The 17,676-nt window shown below is 67.4% G+C and carries 20 protein-coding genes; 5 read left to right on the top strand and 15 right to left on the bottom strand.

Features of this window, described 5'->3' with window-relative positions:
* Positions 1–4 precede the first annotated feature (4 nt).
* From sdhA to ald, 5 genes are all read right to left on the bottom strand, one after another.
* Entirely contained in the window at positions 5–1,807 is a 1,803-nt protein-coding gene (gene sdhA, locus AC58D2_RS14645) for a succinate dehydrogenase flavoprotein subunit (RefSeq protein WP_497391595.1), read from the bottom strand.
* A complete protein-coding gene (gene sdhD, locus AC58D2_RS14640; protein ID WP_497391593.1) occupies positions 1,804–2,196 on the bottom strand; it encodes a succinate dehydrogenase, hydrophobic membrane anchor protein in 393 nt (130 codons plus the stop codon). Before sdhD ends, sdhA begins: the two co-directional genes overlap by 4 nt.
* Positions 2,189–2,563, bottom strand: a complete 375-nt coding sequence (gene sdhC / locus AC58D2_RS14635) for a succinate dehydrogenase, cytochrome b556 subunit (RefSeq protein WP_497391592.1) — start codon at positions 2,561–2,563, stop codon at positions 2,189–2,191. The genes sdhD and sdhC overlap by 8 nt, the downstream gene beginning before the upstream one ends.
* Before the next feature lie 291 nt (positions 2,564–2,854).
* On the bottom strand, positions 2,855–3,100 hold the full coding sequence (locus tag AC58D2_RS14630; RefSeq protein ID WP_497391590.1) for a hypothetical protein: 246 nt from the start codon (positions 3,098–3,100) through the stop codon (positions 2,855–2,857).
* 21 nt (positions 3,101–3,121) lie between these two features.
* On the bottom strand, positions 3,122–4,237 hold the full coding sequence (gene ald, locus AC58D2_RS14625; RefSeq protein ID WP_497391588.1) for an alanine dehydrogenase: 1,116 nt from the start codon (positions 4,235–4,237) through the stop codon (positions 3,122–3,124).
* A gap of 157 nt (positions 4,238–4,394) precedes the next feature.
* Here ald and AC58D2_RS14620 point away from each other — a divergent pair, with 157 nt between their 5' ends.
* From AC58D2_RS14620 to AC58D2_RS14605, 4 genes are all read left to right on the top strand, one after another.
* A complete protein-coding gene (locus AC58D2_RS14620) occupies positions 4,395–4,859 on the top strand; it encodes an Lrp/AsnC family transcriptional regulator (protein ID WP_497391586.1) in 465 nt (154 codons plus the stop codon).
* Positions 4,860–4,998: 139 nt separating this feature from the next.
* Entirely contained in the window at positions 4,999–6,348 is a 1,350-nt protein-coding gene (locus AC58D2_RS14615; protein ID WP_497391584.1) for a methyl-accepting chemotaxis protein, read from the top strand.
* A gap of 39 nt (positions 6,349–6,387) precedes the next feature.
* Complete coding sequence (locus AC58D2_RS14610) at positions 6,388–7,080, top strand: SDR family NAD(P)-dependent oxidoreductase (RefSeq protein WP_497391582.1); 693 nt, start codon at positions 6,388–6,390, stop codon at positions 7,078–7,080.
* 3 nt (positions 7,081–7,083) lie between these two features.
* Positions 7,084–8,055 carry a 50S ribosomal protein L11 methyltransferase gene (locus AC58D2_RS14605; RefSeq protein ID WP_497391580.1) on the top strand — a complete coding sequence of 324 codons (972 nt, stop codon included), beginning with the start codon at positions 7,084–7,086 and terminating at the stop codon, positions 8,053–8,055.
* Positions 8,056–8,076: 21 nt separating this feature from the next.
* Here the strand turns inward: AC58D2_RS14605 and phhA are convergent, their stop codons facing one another.
* From phhA to AC58D2_RS14580, 5 genes are read right to left on the bottom strand one after another with little or no spacing between them, the layout of a single operon-like run.
* Positions 8,077–8,952, bottom strand: a complete 876-nt coding sequence (gene phhA, locus AC58D2_RS14600; RefSeq protein ID WP_497391578.1) for a phenylalanine 4-monooxygenase — start codon at positions 8,950–8,952, stop codon at positions 8,077–8,079.
* Between the two features lie 39 nt (positions 8,953–8,991).
* Positions 8,992–9,612 carry a molybdenum ABC transporter ATP-binding protein gene (locus AC58D2_RS14595; protein ID WP_497391576.1) on the bottom strand — a complete coding sequence of 207 codons (621 nt, stop codon included), beginning with the start codon at positions 9,610–9,612 and terminating at the stop codon, positions 8,992–8,994.
* On the bottom strand, positions 9,602–10,297 hold the full coding sequence (gene modB / locus AC58D2_RS14590; protein ID WP_497391574.1) for a molybdate ABC transporter permease subunit: 696 nt from the start codon (positions 10,295–10,297) through the stop codon (positions 9,602–9,604). The genes AC58D2_RS14595 and modB overlap by 11 nt, the downstream gene beginning before the upstream one ends.
* Positions 10,297–11,067 (bottom strand): molybdate ABC transporter substrate-binding protein, encoded by a 771-nt coding sequence (modA, locus tag AC58D2_RS14585; RefSeq protein ID WP_497391572.1) that lies wholly within the window; start codon positions 11,065–11,067, stop codon positions 10,297–10,299. The genes modB and modA overlap by 1 nt, the downstream gene beginning before the upstream one ends.
* Positions 11,068–11,085: 18 nt before the next feature.
* Positions 11,086–11,736: a Crp/Fnr family transcriptional regulator gene (locus AC58D2_RS14580; protein ID WP_497391570.1), complete on the bottom strand. Its 651-nt coding sequence runs from the start codon at positions 11,734–11,736 to the stop codon at positions 11,086–11,088.
* A gap of 69 nt (positions 11,737–11,805) precedes the next feature.
* Here AC58D2_RS14580 and AC58D2_RS14575 point away from each other — a divergent pair, with 69 nt between their 5' ends.
* On the top strand, positions 11,806–12,690 hold the full coding sequence (locus AC58D2_RS14575) for a sterol desaturase family protein (protein ID WP_497391568.1): 885 nt from the start codon (positions 11,806–11,808) through the stop codon (positions 12,688–12,690).
* Here AC58D2_RS14575 and AC58D2_RS14570 read toward each other — a convergent pair.
* The 5 genes from AC58D2_RS14570 to AC58D2_RS14550 all read right to left on the bottom strand — a co-directional run bounded on the left by AC58D2_RS14570 (position 12,687) and on the right by AC58D2_RS14550 (position 17,638).
* Positions 12,687–14,033 carry a PepSY-associated TM helix domain-containing protein gene (locus tag AC58D2_RS14570; protein WP_497391566.1) on the bottom strand — a complete coding sequence of 449 codons (1,347 nt, stop codon included), beginning with the start codon at positions 14,031–14,033 and terminating at the stop codon, positions 12,687–12,689. The genes AC58D2_RS14575 and AC58D2_RS14570 overlap by 4 nt on opposite strands.
* Positions 14,034–14,055: 22 nt before the next feature.
* The gene (locus AC58D2_RS14565; protein WP_497391564.1) at positions 14,056–14,685 is read right to left on the bottom strand and encodes an SCO family protein; all 630 of its coding nucleotides are present in this window, start codon (positions 14,683–14,685) and stop codon (positions 14,056–14,058) included.
* Positions 14,678–15,157, bottom strand: coding sequence for a copper chaperone PCu(A)C (locus tag AC58D2_RS14560; protein WP_497391562.1), 480 nt, complete (start codon positions 15,155–15,157; stop codon positions 14,678–14,680). Before AC58D2_RS14560 ends, AC58D2_RS14565 begins: the two co-directional genes overlap by 8 nt.
* A gap of 13 nt (positions 15,158–15,170) precedes the next feature.
* On the bottom strand, positions 15,171–17,174 hold the full coding sequence (locus tag AC58D2_RS14555; RefSeq protein ID WP_497391560.1) for a TonB-dependent receptor family protein: 2,004 nt from the start codon (positions 17,172–17,174) through the stop codon (positions 15,171–15,173).
* Positions 17,175–17,248: 74 nt separating this feature from the next.
* Entirely contained in the window at positions 17,249–17,638 is a 390-nt protein-coding gene (locus AC58D2_RS14550; protein WP_497391558.1) for a hypothetical protein, read from the bottom strand.
* Positions 17,639–17,676: the final 38 nt, after the last annotated feature.

The raw sequence follows: 17,676 nt of genomic DNA, 5'->3' as shown, positions 1-17,676 counted from the left end.
GATATCAGTAAACCCGCGCCTTCGGCTTGATATATTCGGCGTCGTCCGAGAGCGTATATTCGTGGACCGGGCGATAGTCGATCTTGACCCCGCCGCCCTTGCCGCCCCAGCCGTCGAACCAGCTGACCGTGTGCTTCATCCAGTTCGCGTCGTCGCGATCGGGGAAATCCTCGTGCGCGTGGGCGCCGCGGCTTTCCTTGCGGTTGTGCGCCGAATGCATCGTCACCGTCGCCTGGGCGATCAGATTGTCGAGCTCGAGCGTTTCGACAAGGTCGGTGTTCCAGATCAGGCTGCGGTCGGTGACGTGGACGTCGTTCATCCGCTTGTAGGTTTCGGCGAGCTTTTCCTTGCCCTCTGCCATCAGTTCGTCGGTGCGGAACACCGCGGCGTGCTGGGACATCGCGCGCTGCATCTCGGTGCGGATTTCCGCCGTCGGCGATCCGCCGTCCGCATTGCGGAAATGGTCGAGGCGCGAAAGCGCGAGGTCGGCGCTGTCCTTTGGCAGCGCATTCTGCGCCGCGCCGGGCTTGACCAGTTCCCTGAGCCGGTGGCCGGTGGCACGGCCGAAGACGACGAGGTCGATCAGGCTGTTCGAGCCGAGGCGGTTCGCACCGTGGACCGAGACGCAGGCCGCTTCGCCGACCGCGAACAGGCCGGGGACCACGGTGTCGGGGCCGTCCTTGCCGAGGGTGACGACTTCGCCGTGATAATTGGTCGGGATGCCGCCCATATTATAATGGACCGTCGGCACGACCGGCAGCGGCTGGCGCGTCAGGTCGACGCCCGCGAAAATCTTGCCGCTTTCGGTGATCCCGGGCAGGCGCTCGGCCAGCACCTTCGGGTCGATATGGTCGAGGTGCAGGAAGATATGGTCCTTGTGCGGCCCGACGCCCCGCCCTTCGCGGATTTCAAGCGCCATGGAGCGCGAGACGACATCGCGCGACGCGAGATCCTTTGCCGACGGCGCGTACCGCTCCATGAAGCGTTCGCCTTCGGAGTTGGTGAGGTAGCCGCCCTCGCCGCGCGCGCCTTCGGTAATCAGGACGCCCGCGCCATAGATGCCGGTCGGGTGGAACTGGACGAATTCCATGTCCTGCAGCGGCAGGCCGGCGCGCAGCACCATGCCGCCGCCGTCGCCGGTGCAGGTATGCGCCGACGTCGCGGTGAAATAGGTGCGGCCATAGCCGCCGGTCGCCAGCACGACCGCCTGGCTGCGGAAACGATGGATGCTGCCATCCTCGAGGCACAACGCGATGACGCCGCGGCACACACCGTCTTCCATAATCAGGTCGAGCGCGAAATATTCGATGAAGAAGTCCGCGTCATATTTCAGCGATTGCTGATAGAGCGCGTGGAGCATCGCGTGACCGGTGCGGTCGGCCGCGGCGCAGGTGCGCTGCACCGGCGGGCCTTCGCCCATATTCTGCATATGGCCGCCGAACGGGCGCTGGTAGATCGTGCCGTCCTGGTTGCGCGAAAAGGGCACGCCGGCATGTTCGAGCTCGTAAACCGCCTGGGGCGCTTCGCGAACCATATATTCGATCGCGTCCTGGTCGCCGAGCCAGTCGGACCCCTTGACCGTGTCGTACATGTGCCAGGTCCAGTGGTCGGGCGAATTATTGCCCAGGCTGGCGGCGATGCCGCCCTGCGCCGCGACGGTGTGGCTGCGCGTCGGGAAGACCTTTGTGATGCAGGCGGTCTTGAGCCCCGCCTCGGCGCTGCCCATCGTGGCGCGCAGACCCGAGCCGCCGGCGCCGACGACAACGGCGTCATAGGTGTGGTCGATGATCTTGTAAGCGTCGGTCATGCCGCGGATCCCCCGGCCAAAGCGATACGGGCGATGGCGAAGATACCGTAGGCGGCGGCGCCGATCGCATAGAAGTTGAGCAGGACGATGGCGAACAGGCGCGTCGCTTCGCCGTGGACATAATCCTCGATCATCACCTGAAGCCCGAGACGCAGGTGCCAGAAGACGCTGAGGATCATCAGGATCAGACCCAGCGCGACAGTGGGGTTCGACGCCCATTGCAGCACCGCGCCGTGGTCGCGAAGCGGCAGGCGCAGCAGCGACACGAAGAACCAGGTAACGAGCAGCAGGTTGCCGAGCGCGGTCAGGCGCTGCTGCAGCCAGTGGCCGGTGCCGTGATGCGACGAGCCGAGCCCGCGCACGCGGCCGAGACGCGTTCCATTACCCATTGATCGCCACCTTTGCGATATAAAGCCAGGTCGCGGCGGTCGCGAGGATCGCGGCGACGAAGACGAGCGTCGACCAGAGCCTGTTGGCCCGCAGTTCATAGCCGGCGCCGGTGTCGAGCACGAGGTGGCGCAGGCCCGAAAAGAGATGCTGGAAAAAGGCCCAGGTCAGTCCGACCAGGACGACCTTGCCCAGGATATTCGTTACCTGATGCGCCGTCCCGGCGGCGGGATCGTGCCACACGCAGGCAAGAAAAGCGTCATAGGCATCGGGGCCGGCGGCGAGCGCACCGAGCCACCACAGGAACATCAGCGCGCCGACGATGGCGAGACCGTCCCCCGTGATGCGGTGAAAGATGGAAACCGCCATCGACGGTGCCCATTTATATACCCCGAGGTGTGGTGAGAGCGGCCGTGCGCTCGGTTCGTTGCCAGCCATATCAGTCCCGTATCTTATGACTCTATCCGGTCGATGGGGGCCGGTTAAGCCTTCCCGCGCCGATATGCAATTGCCTAGGGAAGATTTCGTGGTGTCGGGGGTCGCGGGCGAACCGTCCTATAGATCCCGTTCGTGTCTCGACGTCGCTCGACGCGAACGGAATTTAGGAGTTTGGCCTAAATCCACCCCCGAGCGGCCACACGGGCCTTTCGGCCCCGCCGGTCACTTCCGATCGCGGTTTGCGTAAAGCAGCGCCGCGAGCACCGCGGCAGAGCCGATGCCGATACCGGCCGCCGCAGCGGTCTTCCAGCCGAGCCGCCGCGGGGGGCCTTCGGCGGCTTCGGCCTCTTCGGCGGCCTGTTCCTGCTGCTTCCGCTCGCGCACAGCGCGCAGAACTTCGTTTTCTTCGTCCTCACCCGCCGGCGGCGGCGCGAGGGGCTGGTCTTCGTCGCTTGGTCCTGGGGTCATTTTGAAACGCATGTCCTCCTGTCAGGCGAGTGCCTGCTCGACAGGCACATAATCGGTTCCGACGGCTTCGGCTACGGCTTCGAACGTAACCTTCCCATTCCAAACGTTCAGGCCGTGCGAAAGATGCACGTCGCGGCGCATCGCTTCCTTCCAGCCCAGATCGGCGATGCGCAGCGCATGCGGCAGGGTGACGTTGTTGAGCGCATAGGTGCTGGTGCGCGCGACCGCGCCGGGCATGTTCGCGACCGCATAATGGACGATGCCGTCGACGACGTAGGTCGGGGCGTCGTGCGTCGTCGGGTGGCTCGTCTCGAAACAGCCGCCCTGATCGATCGCGACGTCGACGAGCACCGAGCCGGGGCGCATCGTCTTCAGCATCTCGCGCGTCACCAGCTTCGGCGCCTCGGCCCCCGGAATGAGCACCGCGCCGATGACGAGGTCGGCTTCCGCGACGCATTCGGCCAGGTTGGCGCGGTTGGAAAAGCGCGTCTTCGCCCGCGATTCGAAAAAAGTGCCGACGCGTTCGAGCACGTCGGGATCGCGGTCGAGGATCGTTACGTCGGCGCCGAGCCCCGCCGCCATCTGGGCCGCGTTGAAGCCGACGACGCCGCCGCCGATCACCGTCACCTTTCCGGGCGCGACACCCGGGACGCCGCCGAGCAGGATGCCGAGCCCGCCGTGCGCCTTTTCGAGCGCGGTCGCGCCGGCCTGGATCGACATGCGCCCCGCGACCTGGCTCATCGGTTTCAGCAGCGGCAGGCCGCCGTGCGGGCTGGTCACGGTTTCATAGGCTATGCACACCGCCCCCGATGCCATCAGGTCGCGCGTCTGGTCGGGATCGGGCGCCAGGTGAAGATAGGTGTAGAGGATCTGGCCTTCGCGAAGCATCGCGCGCTCGACCGGCTGGGGCTCCTTCACCTTCACCACCATCTCGGCCTGCGCGAATATCTCTTCGGCGCTGCCGACGATCGTCGCGCCGGCGGCTTCATAGGCCCGGTCGTGGGCGACGATACCTTCGCCTGCCCCGGTTTCAACCAGGACGCGGTGGCCGTGGGCAACGAGTTCGTGCGCGCTCTCGGGGGTCAGGCCGACGCGATATTCGTGGTTCTTGATTTCCCTGGGGGTGCCGATGATCATGCTCGCTCTCCAAAAATGCCGCACGGGGACCGCAATTTCCGGCTCCCGAAGCCTTTGGCGAACCATAACAGTATCGCGTCGCCGTGTGTTTGCATAATATCGCTTCGTACGGCATGAGGACGCACAAATCGTGCAACTTTGGACGCTGTGACGCGAAATGCTTGACCGTATCGATATCAAGTTGCTCGACCTGCTTCAGCGCGAAGGCCAGAAATCGTCGGTCGAGCTGGGCGAAGCGGTCGGCCTGTCGCCCTCCGCCTGTCACCGGCGGGTCCGCGCGCTCGAAGCATCGGGAGTCATCGCGGGCTATGGCGCGCGGCTCGACCGCGAACGCATCGGGCTCGAGCTCGACGTGTTCGTCGACATCAGCCTGACCTCGCAAAGCCAGGAGGCGCTCACCGCCTTTGAAAGCGCGGTGCTGCGCTTCGACGAAATCCTCGAATGCCAGCTTTTGTCGGGCGCCGCCGATTACCGGCTGCGCGTCGCGGCGCGCAATGTGGCCGATTTCGACCGGTTGCACCGCCATTGCCTGTCGCGGCTGCCCGGCGTCGCGGCGATGCACAGCGCCTTTGCGCTGCGCACGATCAAGGCGTTCGAGGGCTATCCCGTCCGCCTGCCCTGACACCCCCGCGCCCGGCGCACAGCCGGCGCGCAGTTAACGGCGAATTTACCGTTTTCGGACCATATCCCGTTTACCCATTTGACGGACGCAGGCTGGCGACAGACCGGCGCGCCCGGAGCACAGCCCAGGGGACAGGATCATGGTGAAGGAAAATCCGATTCATAAGCAGCAGATCGACCCGGTGCTGATGGCCGAACGCTTTCCCTATTACGACCTCGACGGGCAGCTCGCCGCGCAGGCCACAGAGATCCATGCGATGACGCAGGGGCATGAAGAGGAGATGGGGCGCGCCTATTGGAACGCCTTCAACGCCCTGCCCCATATCCGCAAGGTCGAGGGCGACCTGCTCGAATCCTATGTCCGCGGCAGCGCGAAGCACATGCTGGTCAAATATGCCGACGCCGCGGGGCAGGAAGCGGCGACGATCGCATGCCAGAACACGCACATGGCGTTGCGCGTCGGCGTCCCGCTCGCATCGGTGCTGTCGTGCATCGCCGAAAGCCAGCGGCTGACCATCCACTATGTCGTCGCGGCGTGCGCGGGCGATGCCGATCGCATCACGCGCCTGACCAGCGCGGTGAACCGGCTGGCGCTGCTCGAAATGGATATCATGCAAAGCTATGCCGAAAAGCTTGAGCGCGCCGCCGTCTCGCGCGAGCGGCACACGCTGGCTGGCGATTTCGACCGCTCGATCGCCTCGCTGGTCCAGGACACCGACGGGGTGCGCCAGCAGCTCGCGAGCCAGGCCGAGTCGGCCGATATCGCCGCCAAGGGGATGATCGCCAAGACGAGCGAAGTCGCCGCCGCGTCCGAGCAATCGGCGATCGCGATGCGCGAGGCCGCCTCGACCGCCGCGGGCCTGATCCGCGCGATCGAAGACGCCCGCAGCGAGGTCGAGGCGTCGGCGGGCGTCGCGACGCGGGCGTCCGAACAGGCTGGCGAAGCGGTCGCCATGACCGAGACGCTGTCGCGCCACGCCGAATCGATCGAATCGATCCTGGGCCTGATCCGCGAGATCGCCGGCCAGACCAACCTGCTGGCACTGAATGCCACGATCGAGGCGGCGCGCGCCGGCGAATCGGGTCGCGGCTTCGCGGTCGTCGCGCAGGAGGTGAAGAGCCTGGCGAACGAAACCGCGCGCGCCACCGACGACATCGCGGGCAAGATCACCGCGATCCAGCAGGCGACGAAGGGCACGGTCACCGCGAACCAGTCGATCCGCGACACGATCATCGAAGTGCAGCAGTCGGCGCAGCGCATCCGCGACGCGATGGACGCGCAGGCGCAGACGGTGACGTCGATCACCGCAGCGGTCGACGAGACCGCGCTCGCCGCCGATTCGATGTCGTCGACGATCGCCAGCATCCGCAACGATTCGGGCATGGTGGCGGGCGAAATCAGCGTGCTGAGCGAAAAATTCGCCAAGATGGGCGAGCGGCTCCAGTCGCTCGAACAGGCGGCGAGCGAGTTCAGCCGGCGGGTGGCGTGACGCTTTGATTATGGCGATGGTCCCGCTAAACGCGGGGCCATGACCACGCATATCCTGATCACCGGAGCGAGCCGCGGGATCGGCGCCGCCGCCGCCGATGCCCTTGCGCACCAGAACCACCGCATCGTCGCGCTGTCGAGCGCCGACGGCGATCTTGGCAGTTCCGACGAGCCCGCACGGCTGTGGGCCGAGAGCCTGGACCGGCTCGACGGGCGCATCGACGTTCTGGTCAACAACGCCGGCGTCTTCGAACCCAATCCGATCGAGGCGGCGGGCGATGTCTGGCTCGCGAGCTGGAACCGCACGCTTCAGGTCAATCTGACGGCATCGGCGTCGCTGTGCCGCCTGGCCGTGCTGCATTGGCAGCAGTCGGGGCTTGGCGGGCGCATCGTCAACGTCGCCAGCCGCGCCGCCTATCGCGGCGACAGCCCCGCCCACTGGCATTATGCCGCCTCGAAGGCGGGGATGGTCGCGATGACCAAGACGATCGCGCGGGCCTATGCCAGAGAGGATATCCTCGCCTTCGCGATCTGTCCGGGCTTCACCATGACGGGCATGGCCGACGATTATCTGGCGAGCCGCGGCGGCGACAAGCTGCTCGCCGACATCCCGCTGGGGCGTGTCGCGATGCCCGACGAGATCGCCGAGATGATCCGCTGGTGCGCGCTCGACGCGCCGCCGTCGATGACCGGCGCGGTGCTCGATGCCAATGGCGCAAGCTATGTGCGCTGACCGATGAGCTGGATCGTCTCGCTTCCCTGCACGCGCGACGAGGCCGAGGCGTTGTCGGGGGAGATACCCGAGCTCGACGCGCTACCCGACGCGCCGGTCGTCGTCACGCGCGAGATCGACGAGGATGCAGGACAGTGGCAACTCGACGCCTATGTCGACGACAAGCCCGGCGCCGCCCTGCTGACGCTGCTGCAATCGCTGGCTCCCAGCGCCGCAGGCACGGCACCGCAGGTCGAGGAACTCCCCGAAGAGGATTGGGTGACGCTGAGCCAGCAGGGGCTGGAGCCGGTGTATGCCGGACGCTTCTTCGTCCACACGAGCAGTTATGTCGATGCGGTGCCGGCGGGCGCGACGCCGTTCCGGATCGACGCGAGCCAGGCCTTCGGAACCGGCGGCCACGACACGACGGCCGGATGCCTTGCGATGCTCGACCGGCTGGCGGAGCGCGGCGAGCGGCCGCGCAACATCGCCGACATCGGGACCGGTACCGGCCTGCTGGCGTTCGCCGCATTGTCGGTATGGCCGCGCGCGCGCGCAATCGCGTCGGACATCGACCCGGCGAGTATTTTCGTCACGCGCGAGAATGCCGCGATCAACGGCGTCGCGCTCGGCCGGTCGGGCGGTCAGCTCGCGCTCGCGGTGGCCCCCGGAACCGACCATCCGGCGATCCGGCACCGCGCGCCCTATGACCTTGTCATCGCCAACATCCTGGCCGGACCGCTGATCACCCTGGCGCCGGATATCGCCGCGGCGACGGCGCCGGGCGGCCACGCGATCCTGGCCGGGCTGATCGCGCGGCAGATGGAGCCCGTGCTTGCCGCCTATCGGGCGCAGGGCTTTCGCCGGATCGCGCAGGGCGGCAGCGCCGAATGGCCGTGCCTGCTGCTCGCCAAGCGGCGGCGCTATGGCTATCGGCGCAAGGAGCGGTCGTTCCACCGGGCGAACCCGGCCGACGCGACGTTCGGCAGTTGGTAGGCCTGCCGTCCCGATATCGGTTCAGGCGGTTTGCCGGCCCAGCGCATAGTCCTGTGTACCGCGCGTGATCACCGCGTCGCCGGGCAGGATATCGGCGATCGGGATCGCGGGCAGCGCGGCATTCGACGCATAGAGCGGCGCGAAGTCGGTGTTCACCGTCACGTCGAGCAATTGTTCGAGGCTGTCGATGACGAAATAATTCTGCTGGAAATCGTCGATCCTGTATTCGGTCCGCATCACCCGCGCGAGGTCGAAACCGATGCGGTTCGGGCTGTCCGAATCGAGCGCGAAAACGCTCTCCGCATAAGAGGACACGATGCCCGCGCCATAGATGCGCAGGCCCCCGCCCTCGCGGATCAGGCCGAACTCGACCGTGTACCAGTAAAGCCGCGCGAGCTGTTTCAGCGCGTCATATTTCAGGCTGCGCAGCCCGCCCTCGCCATAGGCGACCATATAGTCGGCGAACACCGGATCGGCGAGCATCGGGACATGGCCGAAGACGTCGTGGAAGACGTCGGGTTCCTGAAGATAGTCGAGCTGCTGCGGCGTGCGGATGAAATTGCCCGCGGGAAAGCGCCGGTTCGCGAGATGGTCGAAGAAGACATCGTCGGGGACGAGCCCCGGCACCGCGACGACTTGCCAGCCGGTCGCATCGGTCAGCCGCGCGTTGAGGTCGCGATAGTCGGGTATCCCCGGCTTTTCGAGCTTGAGCACGTCGATTCCGCGCAGGAAGGCGTCCGCGGCGCGGCCCGGCAGCATGTCCGACTGGCGTGCGAACAGCCGGTCCCACATCGCATGTTCGTCGGCGGTGAACGCGCCCCAATCCTGTGGAATCGTCCAATCGGGCGCGACGCCCGGCGGCGGGGTTTCGTGAACGTGGGTAAACTGGCTCTCCATGACAACACTTCTATCACAAAACTGGTTTCAAGTGAAACTTTATTCTCCGATCTCCACGACCTGCGTCGCCAGCCGGTCGACTTCGGCGCGGTCGTGGCTGACGTACAGGATCGGCAGGCCCAGCTCGTCGCGGATCCGTTCGATCACCGCCATGATGTCGCCGCGCCGCGCCGCGTCGAGCGACGACAGCGGTTCGTCCATCAGCAATATCTCCGGCCCGCGTAGCAGCGCGCGGCCGATCGCGACGCGCTGCGCTTCGCCCCCCGACAGGCTGCGCGGCCAGCGGTCGAGCAGAGGCGCGATGCCGAGGAACGCCGACGCTTCGTCGAGAGTCAGCCAGCGGTCCGACGGTGCGGCGAGGTCGTGGCCATAGAGAAGGTTGGCCCGCACGCGGCGGTGTGGAAACAGGCGCCCGTCCTGAAAGACATAGCCGATGCGCCGCGCCTCCGGCGGCAGGTCGACGCCCGCGCCGAACAGGGTCCGGTCGCCGATGCGGATATGGCCGCGGTCGGGACGCAGCAGCCCGGCAACCATGTTGAGCAGGCTGGTCTTCCCCGCCCCCGACGGACCGAACAGCGCGGTCAGGCCGGGGCCGGCGGTGAAAGCCGCGGCCACGACGCGCTCGCCGAGGCGCTTCGCGACGTCGATCTCAATCGCCATGCCGCGTCTTTCCGGCATGGGTGCGCCGTACCAGCCATTCGGACAGGACCAGCGCGCCGAGCGACAAGATCACCGAGAAGACCGCGAGGCGTGTCGCCATCGCCTCTGCCCCCGGCACCTGGAGCGCCGAATAGATGGCGAGCGGCAGGGTGCGGGTTTCGCCGGGAATGTTCGACACGAAGGTGATCGTCGCGCCGAATTCGCCGATCGACCGCGCGAAGCCGAGCACCAGCGCCGCGAGCACGCCGGGCAGCGCGAGCGGCAGGCTGACCGTCCGGAACGCGTACCAGCGCCCCGCGCCGAGCGTGCGTGCCGCGCCCTCGTAGCGCCGGTCGATCCCCTCGATCGACAGCCGCATCGCGCGGACCATCAGCGGCAGCGCCATGATCGCCGCCGCGAGCGCGGCACCGGTCCAGCGGAACATCACGCTGACCCCGAGCCAGCTTTCGAGCCAGCGCCCGACCGGTCCGAGCGGACCGAAGGCGATGAGCAGGAGCCAGCCGGTGACGACCGGCGGCAGCACGAGCGGCAGGTGGACGAGTCCGTCGACGAGCAGGCGCCCGGGAAAGCGATAGCGCGCCAGTACCCAGGCAAGCGCGAAGGCGACGGGCAGCATCGCGAGCACCGCGGCCCCGCCGATCTTGAGCGAGAGCACGACGACCCCCCATTCCTCCGGCGACAGCATCAGGGCGCCGAAAAGCCGTAACGCACAAAGATCGCGCGGCCTGCGCCCGACGCGAGGAAGGCCCGGAACCCTGCGGCGTCGGGATGGCGCGACGCCTTCAGCAGCGCGACCGGATAGCGGATCGGCGGGTGGCTCGACGCCGGAAAGACGCCGACGACACGCACCAGCTTCGACGCTTTCGCATCGGTCGCATAGACGATTCCGAGCGGCGCGGCGCCGCGTTCGACCAGCGCCATCGCGGCGCGGACATTTTCCGCCGGTGCGAGGTTCCCGGCGACGTCGGTCCAGACGCCCAGGGTGGTCAGCGCCGCCTTTGCATATTTGCCGGCGGGTACGGCATCGGTGTTCGCCACCGCGAGACGGCCGCCGCCGAGCGCGCGCGCAAGCGGAAATCCGCGCCGGGGCGCGAGACGCAGCGAGCCCCGCGCCGGCCCGATCAGCACCAGCCGGTTGCCGAGCAGGGTCGTGCGCGTGCCGTCCCTGATCCGCCCGGCCTTCTGCACCGCGTCCATCCACGGCTCGTCGGCCGAAAGGAACAGGTCCGCGGGCGCCCCGGCAAGGATTTGCCGCGCCAGCGCCGACGACCCGGCAAAGGACAGGACCGGCCGCGCATGGCCCTTTGCCGCCCACGCATCGGCGGCGGCGTTGAGCGATTCCTGGAGGCTCGCCGCGGCGAGCACGAGCGGCCCGCGTTCGGCGGCACCGGCCGCCGGCGCGAGCAGAGCCGCGGCAAGGAGCAGGAGGAGCTGGCGGCAAAGACGGGAGATCATCGCGCGGGTATAACGACCTCAGCCGTGCGGCGAAAGCGGAGCCTTGAGACGGATCCGGCCATAGCCCCGTTCGACGAGGCCGCGTGCGGACAAATCGCGCAAGGCGGCGCCCAGCGTCACGCGCGACACGCCGAGCAGGTCGGCAAGCTGTTGCTGCGTCGCGCGGACCTGCGCGGTGCCGCCAGCGTCGTCGGCCATCGCGCGAAGCAGGCGCACCAGCCGCTCGGCAACGGGCAGCCGGCGATCGGCGTCGATGACGTCGAGCGACACCGCAAGCTGGCGGCCCAGGCTGCGCAACAGCAGTTCGGCCCAGCCGACATCCTCCTGCATCAGCCGTCGCAGCAGCGGGCGGTCGATCGCGATCAGGCGGGCGGGGCCGCTCGCCATCGCGTCGGCCTGTCGCGGGATGCCGGTGAAGAACGCAAGCTCTCCGAACATATCGCCCGGTCCGACGATCGCGAAGGCGGTAAAGCCGCCATCCTCTGCATAGCGACCCGCGAGCACATTGCCCTCGATCACCACCCAGAAGCTATCGCCGGGGTCGCCCTGGTGCTGGACGAACTGGCCGTCGGCAAAGGCGCGCACCGGCGCGAGCGCGGCGAGGCGGTCACGCTCGGCGGCGGGAAGGCGGGTGCGCTCCGCCAGGGTCAATTGATAACTTCTTTGCATTCCTGGTCGCCGCTTTCTGACAGAAAGGAAAAAAAGGCAAGCGGCGGTGCCGCCAGCGGGAGACGGGACATGCATTTGACTTCGGCGCAATCGGGCCTGATCGTTGCGGGCATCTATCTGGGCTTTTGCCTGGTCGAGATCCTGCGCACGCAATTCTTTGCCAAGCCCGAGCAATCGCGCCACGACGCGATCGTCGAGATCGTCAGCATGTTCACGCTGATGGCGGTGACCCAGCCGGCGATCCTGCTCGCGGTGGGCGCGCTTGGGCACAGGTTTTTCCCCGGCTATGAAGGCGCGCTGCTCGACACCCCCTGGTATGCCGCGCTGGCGCTGTTCCTCGTGTGCGAGGACATGGTCCAATATGGGTGGCATCGCGCGTCGCACAGCACCCCGTGGCTCTACAACCTCCACCGCGCGCATCATAACGCGCGCTATATGAGCGTGCGGCTCGTCTATCGGAACAACATCATCTATTATGCGATGATGCCGAACATCTGGATCGCCGGGGCACTCGTCTATCTGGGGCTCGGCTGGTTCTATGCCTTTTACCTGGTGGTCAAGATGCTGGTCATCATCGGGGCGCACAGCGACGCCGCGTGGGACGCGCCGCTCTATCGCATCAAGGCGCTCGCGCCCGTGATGTGGGTGGTCGAGCGCACGATCAGCACGCCGGCGACGCATCACGCGCACCACGGCCGCCACGCGAGCGATCCCGCCGTGAACTACAAGGGCAACTACGGAAACCTGCTCTTCCTCTGGGACGTGCTGTTCGGAACCGCGAAGATCACGCGGCGCTTTCCCGAAAGCTATGGCGTCGAAGACCTGCCGCCCGCGACGCTGGGCCAGCAGCTTCTGTGGCCGATCTTTCCCGAGAACAAGGACGTCGACGCCGTGATCCCCGGCGCCGCACCGGTCGCGACCGCCCCGCAGCGGGTCGCGGCCGAACCAGCCTAAACGCGCGCCGGCGCCACCCCGAGCCAGCGCGCGGCGCGCGGCAGGCGCGGCAGGATCAGCCGGTCGGCGAGCCACAGCAGGATCAGCGACGCGGCGAGCAGCGGCAGCAGCGCCGCGAGGAGCAGGACGATCGCCGCGACGCCCTTCAGCTTCGCGGGGTCGCGCGGCGGCGGCGGCGCGCCGAGCGCCGATTCGGGCTTTCGTCGGCGCCACATCAGGAAACCCGAGACCGCGAGCGCGATCATGCCGAGCGCGGTGGACACGCCGACGAGCTGGCTGACGACGCCAAACAGCGCGCCCTCGTGCCACGCGATGCCGTAGCCGACGACGCGGTCGATGACATGCTTGTCGGCGAAGCCGCTGCGCGACACCTCCACCCCCGTTTGCGGATCATAGCCGACCTTGCGGACCAGCGGCCGGTTCTGGGTCAGCGTCGTCAGGGTCCAGCTGTCGCCGTTCGGCGGCCCGAACAGGTTCGGCGCGCCCGGCGGCTGGATGATCGCGGGCGCCGGCATATGTTCGGCCTTCGCGCGCAGCACGATGCGGTCGAGCGGCACGGCGGGGACCGCGGCGCGCTGCGGTATCGCCCCCGCCATCGCGGCGTGGTCGTGCGTCGCATGGTCGCCAAGCCCGCCCTTCCAGTCCCGCGGCCCCGACACCCAGCCCATTTCGGCGCGCACCGCGTTGAAACCCGTCGCCCACACATCGGTCCAGGGCAGCGCGGTCGTCAGCAGCACGAGCGCGAATCCCGACACCCAGAACCCGGTGACCGCGTGCAGGTCGCGCAGGGCGGTGCGTCCGCCGCGCGACAGTCGCGGCCATACGACTCCCGCAAGTCCGCGCCCGCGCGGCCACCACAGATAGAGGCCGGTGAGGATCATCACCGTCGCCCAGCTCGCCGCGAGTTCGACCAGGACGCCGCCGCCTACACCCATCAGCAAGCTGCCGTGGATTTTCTGCATCACCGCCGATAGCCGCGTCGCGGGGTCGATCGCTCCGAGCACCCGGCCCTGGGGCGACACCCCGACGTCGCGCATCGCGCCATCGGGAAGTCCGATGTGAACAACCGCCGCATCGCCCGGTGCTTCGGGGATGCGATAGTAGTGAAAGCGCGCGCCCGGAAAGGCCGCGAGCGCCGCCGCCACCTGCGCATCGGCGTCGACCTGGTGCGCCACCGGCAGGCCGCGCCACGCGCGCTCTTCCCAGCGGTCGGTCTGCGGCTTGAACAGGAAGGCCGCGCCGGTGACCGACAGCAACAGGACGAACGGGATCACGAACAGCCCGGCATAGAAATGCCAGCGCCAGATCGTGCGATAGAGCGGAATGGCGGCGGTGTCGGTCATCGCTTGCTCCTTGTCGCCCGGATCACGCGACGATCCGGCGAAGCTTTTTCAGCGCCGTCCTGTCATTCTCGTGATAGTCGATCGTCGTCACGAAGCGGCCGTCGCGATCCATCAGGAAGATCGCGGCGGTATGATCGATGGTATAGTCGCCGCCTTCGATCGGAACCTTGCGGACATAGACTCCATATTCCTGCTCGATCCGGGCGAGCTGGTCGGCGGTGCCCGTCGCGCCGACGATCGGCGTCCCGAACAGGCCGACATAGCTGCCGATGTCGGCGGGCGTGTCATGCCCGGGGTCGACCGACACGAACACGATATCGAACTTGTCGCCATCGGCGCCGAGCTGCTTGCGCAGTTTCGCCATGCGCGCAAGACTGGTAGGACAGACATCGGGGCAGCGCGTGAAGCCGAAGAAGATTGCAAAGGGTCGCCCTTTCAACCTCTGGTCGGTAAGCACGGAGCCGTCGGCGGCGGTCAGCGTGAACGGCCCGCCGATCCCTGCCCCGGCCGATATCGAAGGCGCGTCCCTTGCGCCCTTCGACGGAGAGACGACGGCCAGAATCACACCGCCTGCCGCCACGATGCCGACGAATATCCACAGGGCGAGGCGCAAGCGCCTCAGCGGCTTTCCAGCCCCTTGCTCGTCAGTCATCGCCGCCCTCCTCCGCGCTCATTGCCGTGATCGGCAGGACCTTGAAGCGAACCGCGACCTCGCCCGCATGGGCAAAGCGCAGCGTGACGGGCACACTTGTACCAAGCGCCAGCGGGCGCTTCAGTCCGATGAACATGATGTGATAGCCGCCCGGCCTGAGCGCCACCGTGCGGCCCGCCGGAATGACGAGGCCGTCGGCCATCTGGCGCATCTTCATAATCCCGCCCTCGACCGTCATCCGGTGGATCTGGACTTCCGCCGCGACCGGCGAACTGGCGGATACCAGCCGGTCGTCGGCGGTGCCGCGGTTGGCGATGGTCAGGAAGCCGCCCCCGGCGCTTTGTCCGGGGGCGGTCTGACGCGACCAGGGCTGGCCGATATGAAGCGATCCCGCGGCGACGTCCTGCGCCAGCAACGGCGCCGCAGCTGCAAAGGCGATGGCCGCAACGGCGACCCTTGTGCCCATAAGCATGACCCTTCCCCCTTTAAAAGCGCGCGCGGAGGCCGGCGGACACCGCGCGGCGCTCGACCGGATAATAGATGGCCGAGGCGTCGGTAACGTCGATCGCGGCGCTGATATCGCCGATCGCCTTCTTGCCCGTGATATTGCGCACGTCGAGGAAGGCATCGATCCCCTTCGTCACCCGCGCGCCGGCGGTGAAGCCGACCAGTGCGTAGCCGGGCGTCCGCACCGCGTTGCGATAATCGGCATAGGGGCCCTTCGGCACCCATTCGACATTCGGGGCGATGTGCAACGCGTCGCTGCCGAGGCGCAGCTCGGCGCGGTAGACGTGGCGGGGCACGACCGGCAGGCGATTGTCGCCGAACTCGACGTCGCCCCGGAAGCGGAAGTTGCTGTAGGTATAGACTTGTCGCAGCCGCAGCCAGTCGGTCGGCGCGATCTCGAGCGCCGCCTCGACGCCCTCGTGCCGCGTCCTGCCGGCGTTGAAAGTCGATGCGGGAATGTCCGCGCTGACCGTGTATTGCAGCAATTCGCCCTTTATGTCGGCGCGATACAGCGAAAGATCCCAGGTCATAATGCCCGCGGTTCCGCGCGTTCCGACCTCGGCCGTCCAGGCGCGCTGCGCGTCGAGCGGGACGAAGGTCGAAACCTGCGCCAGCTCGATGAAGCCGGGAAACTCGACCGAACGGCTGTAATTGCCATAGAATTGCACGCCAGGCGCCGGCTCGAACAAAACGCCGACCTTGGGCGAAAAGGCTTCGAAGTCGGCACGGCCCCGGTTGTCCACCGTGCCGCCCGCGAAGCTGTTGAACAGCTCGTGCTGCTTGCGCATGCCGTCGGCATAAATGCCGCCCGCGATCAGCGAGAGCGTCTCGACCGGCTTCACGCGCACTTCGCCATAGAGCGAGGCGGTGCGGGCATCCTGTTCGGCCTGGAATGTCTTGGCACCGCGCTTGCCGACGAGGTTGACGAAGCGTTTCGAGGCGACGTCACCGACCCGCAATTCGCCGCCGAGCGTCGCTTCGAGCGGCCCGCCTGCATAGTCGAAGCGGAAATAGCCGCCGCGATCGACGCTCTCCTGGTCAACGACCTGGAAGATCGGGTGATAGAGCGACTTGGCGTTCAGGAAGACCCCGACGTCGAGCTTTGCCGCGCCGAAATCGAAACTGGTGCGGTTCTGGAGCCGCAGCGAATCGATATCGCGCGCCTGGTCGAGCGCGACGCTGCCCGCATTGGCGCCGCGCGGAGTCGTCAACGCCTCGCCCCGGGTCAACGCGCCCGGCAATTCCTGATTGATATTATTATAGCTTGCATAGAAGCGCGTCGTGACGCGCTCGGTCAGTTTCATGCCGACATTGCCGTGAAAGCGCAGGCTGCGCCGCTGCGCATGGTCGCGATCGCCGTTCGACGTATCGGCGCTCACTGCGCCCCACGCATCGACCCGTTCGCTCGCCGCGCCCGCCGACACCAGGCCGCGGAAGCTGTCGAACGTGCCGGCATCGCCGCGCAGATAGATGCCTTGCGCGGTGCGCCCCGTCGGCGTGACGCCGTTGATCGCGCCGCCGAGCGTGCCCGACCCGAAGCGCAGCGCGTTGGCGCCGCGATAGACCTCGAGATGGTCGAAGAAGATCGGTTCGAGTTCCTGGAAATCGCCATTGTCGTCGGCGAGGTTGATCGGCACCCCGTCCTGGAGCAGCGTCAGCCCGCGCATGTGATACCCGCGCGAGAGGCCCGAACCGCGGATCGAGATCCGGACCTCCTGCCCGAAGCGCGGTTGCAGATAGACGCCGGGCGAAAAGGCGAGCGTGTCGCGCAGCGAGACGATCGATTTGTCGGCATAATCTTCATAGGAGATGACGTCGGTGCCGCCGGGGGTCTTGTTGGCGCGTTCTTGGGCGGCGTCGGTTTCGCCGGGCGCCGTGACAATGATCGTGCGGTCGGTATCGGTTTCGGCGGCGTGCGCGGCCGCGGGCATGGAGAGAGCGAGCGCCAGCAGGGGCGCCGCGCGGGTAGCATGGCTTTTCATCTTGGATCCTTCGCATGGAATACAGGTGCGGCGCGGCGCGCGCGGGATTGCGCGGCCGGCCGGTCAGGCTGGATTCAGGCGAAGGCGGGGGGTCCGGTACTCGGCGGCAGCGGCGAGGCGGCGCCGGGCGCAAAACCGAACAGCGGCGTCGGCACCGGCGCCGGCGCAACGAGCGCGAGTGCCATAGGCAGCGCCGGCGTATCGGGCATGATCGGCGCGACGGCCAGCGCGCCCCACGGGCAATGCTGGTTTTTCGAAGCCTCGTGATCGCCGCTCTTTTCGAGCGGGATCGTCAAGGTCGCGCCGGGGTTCGACGGGTCCGAACAGACGCGGACGGTAATCGATCCGCCGCTGTCGGTTTCGATCATCCAGCCGGGCGCAACGAACGTGCGCGCGGCGAGCGCCAGCAGCACGGGAAGCAGCAGCAGGATGCCGGGACGGCGCAAGGCGGCGAGGATGCCCACGGACGCGCGCCTTATGGCGCAATCGCCCGTCTGACAAG

The organism is Sphingopyxis sp. CR5 (assembly GCF_059693785.1).
Note: the sequence above shows the minus strand (reverse complement) of the source record. Positions and strands in the feature narration are given on the sequence as shown.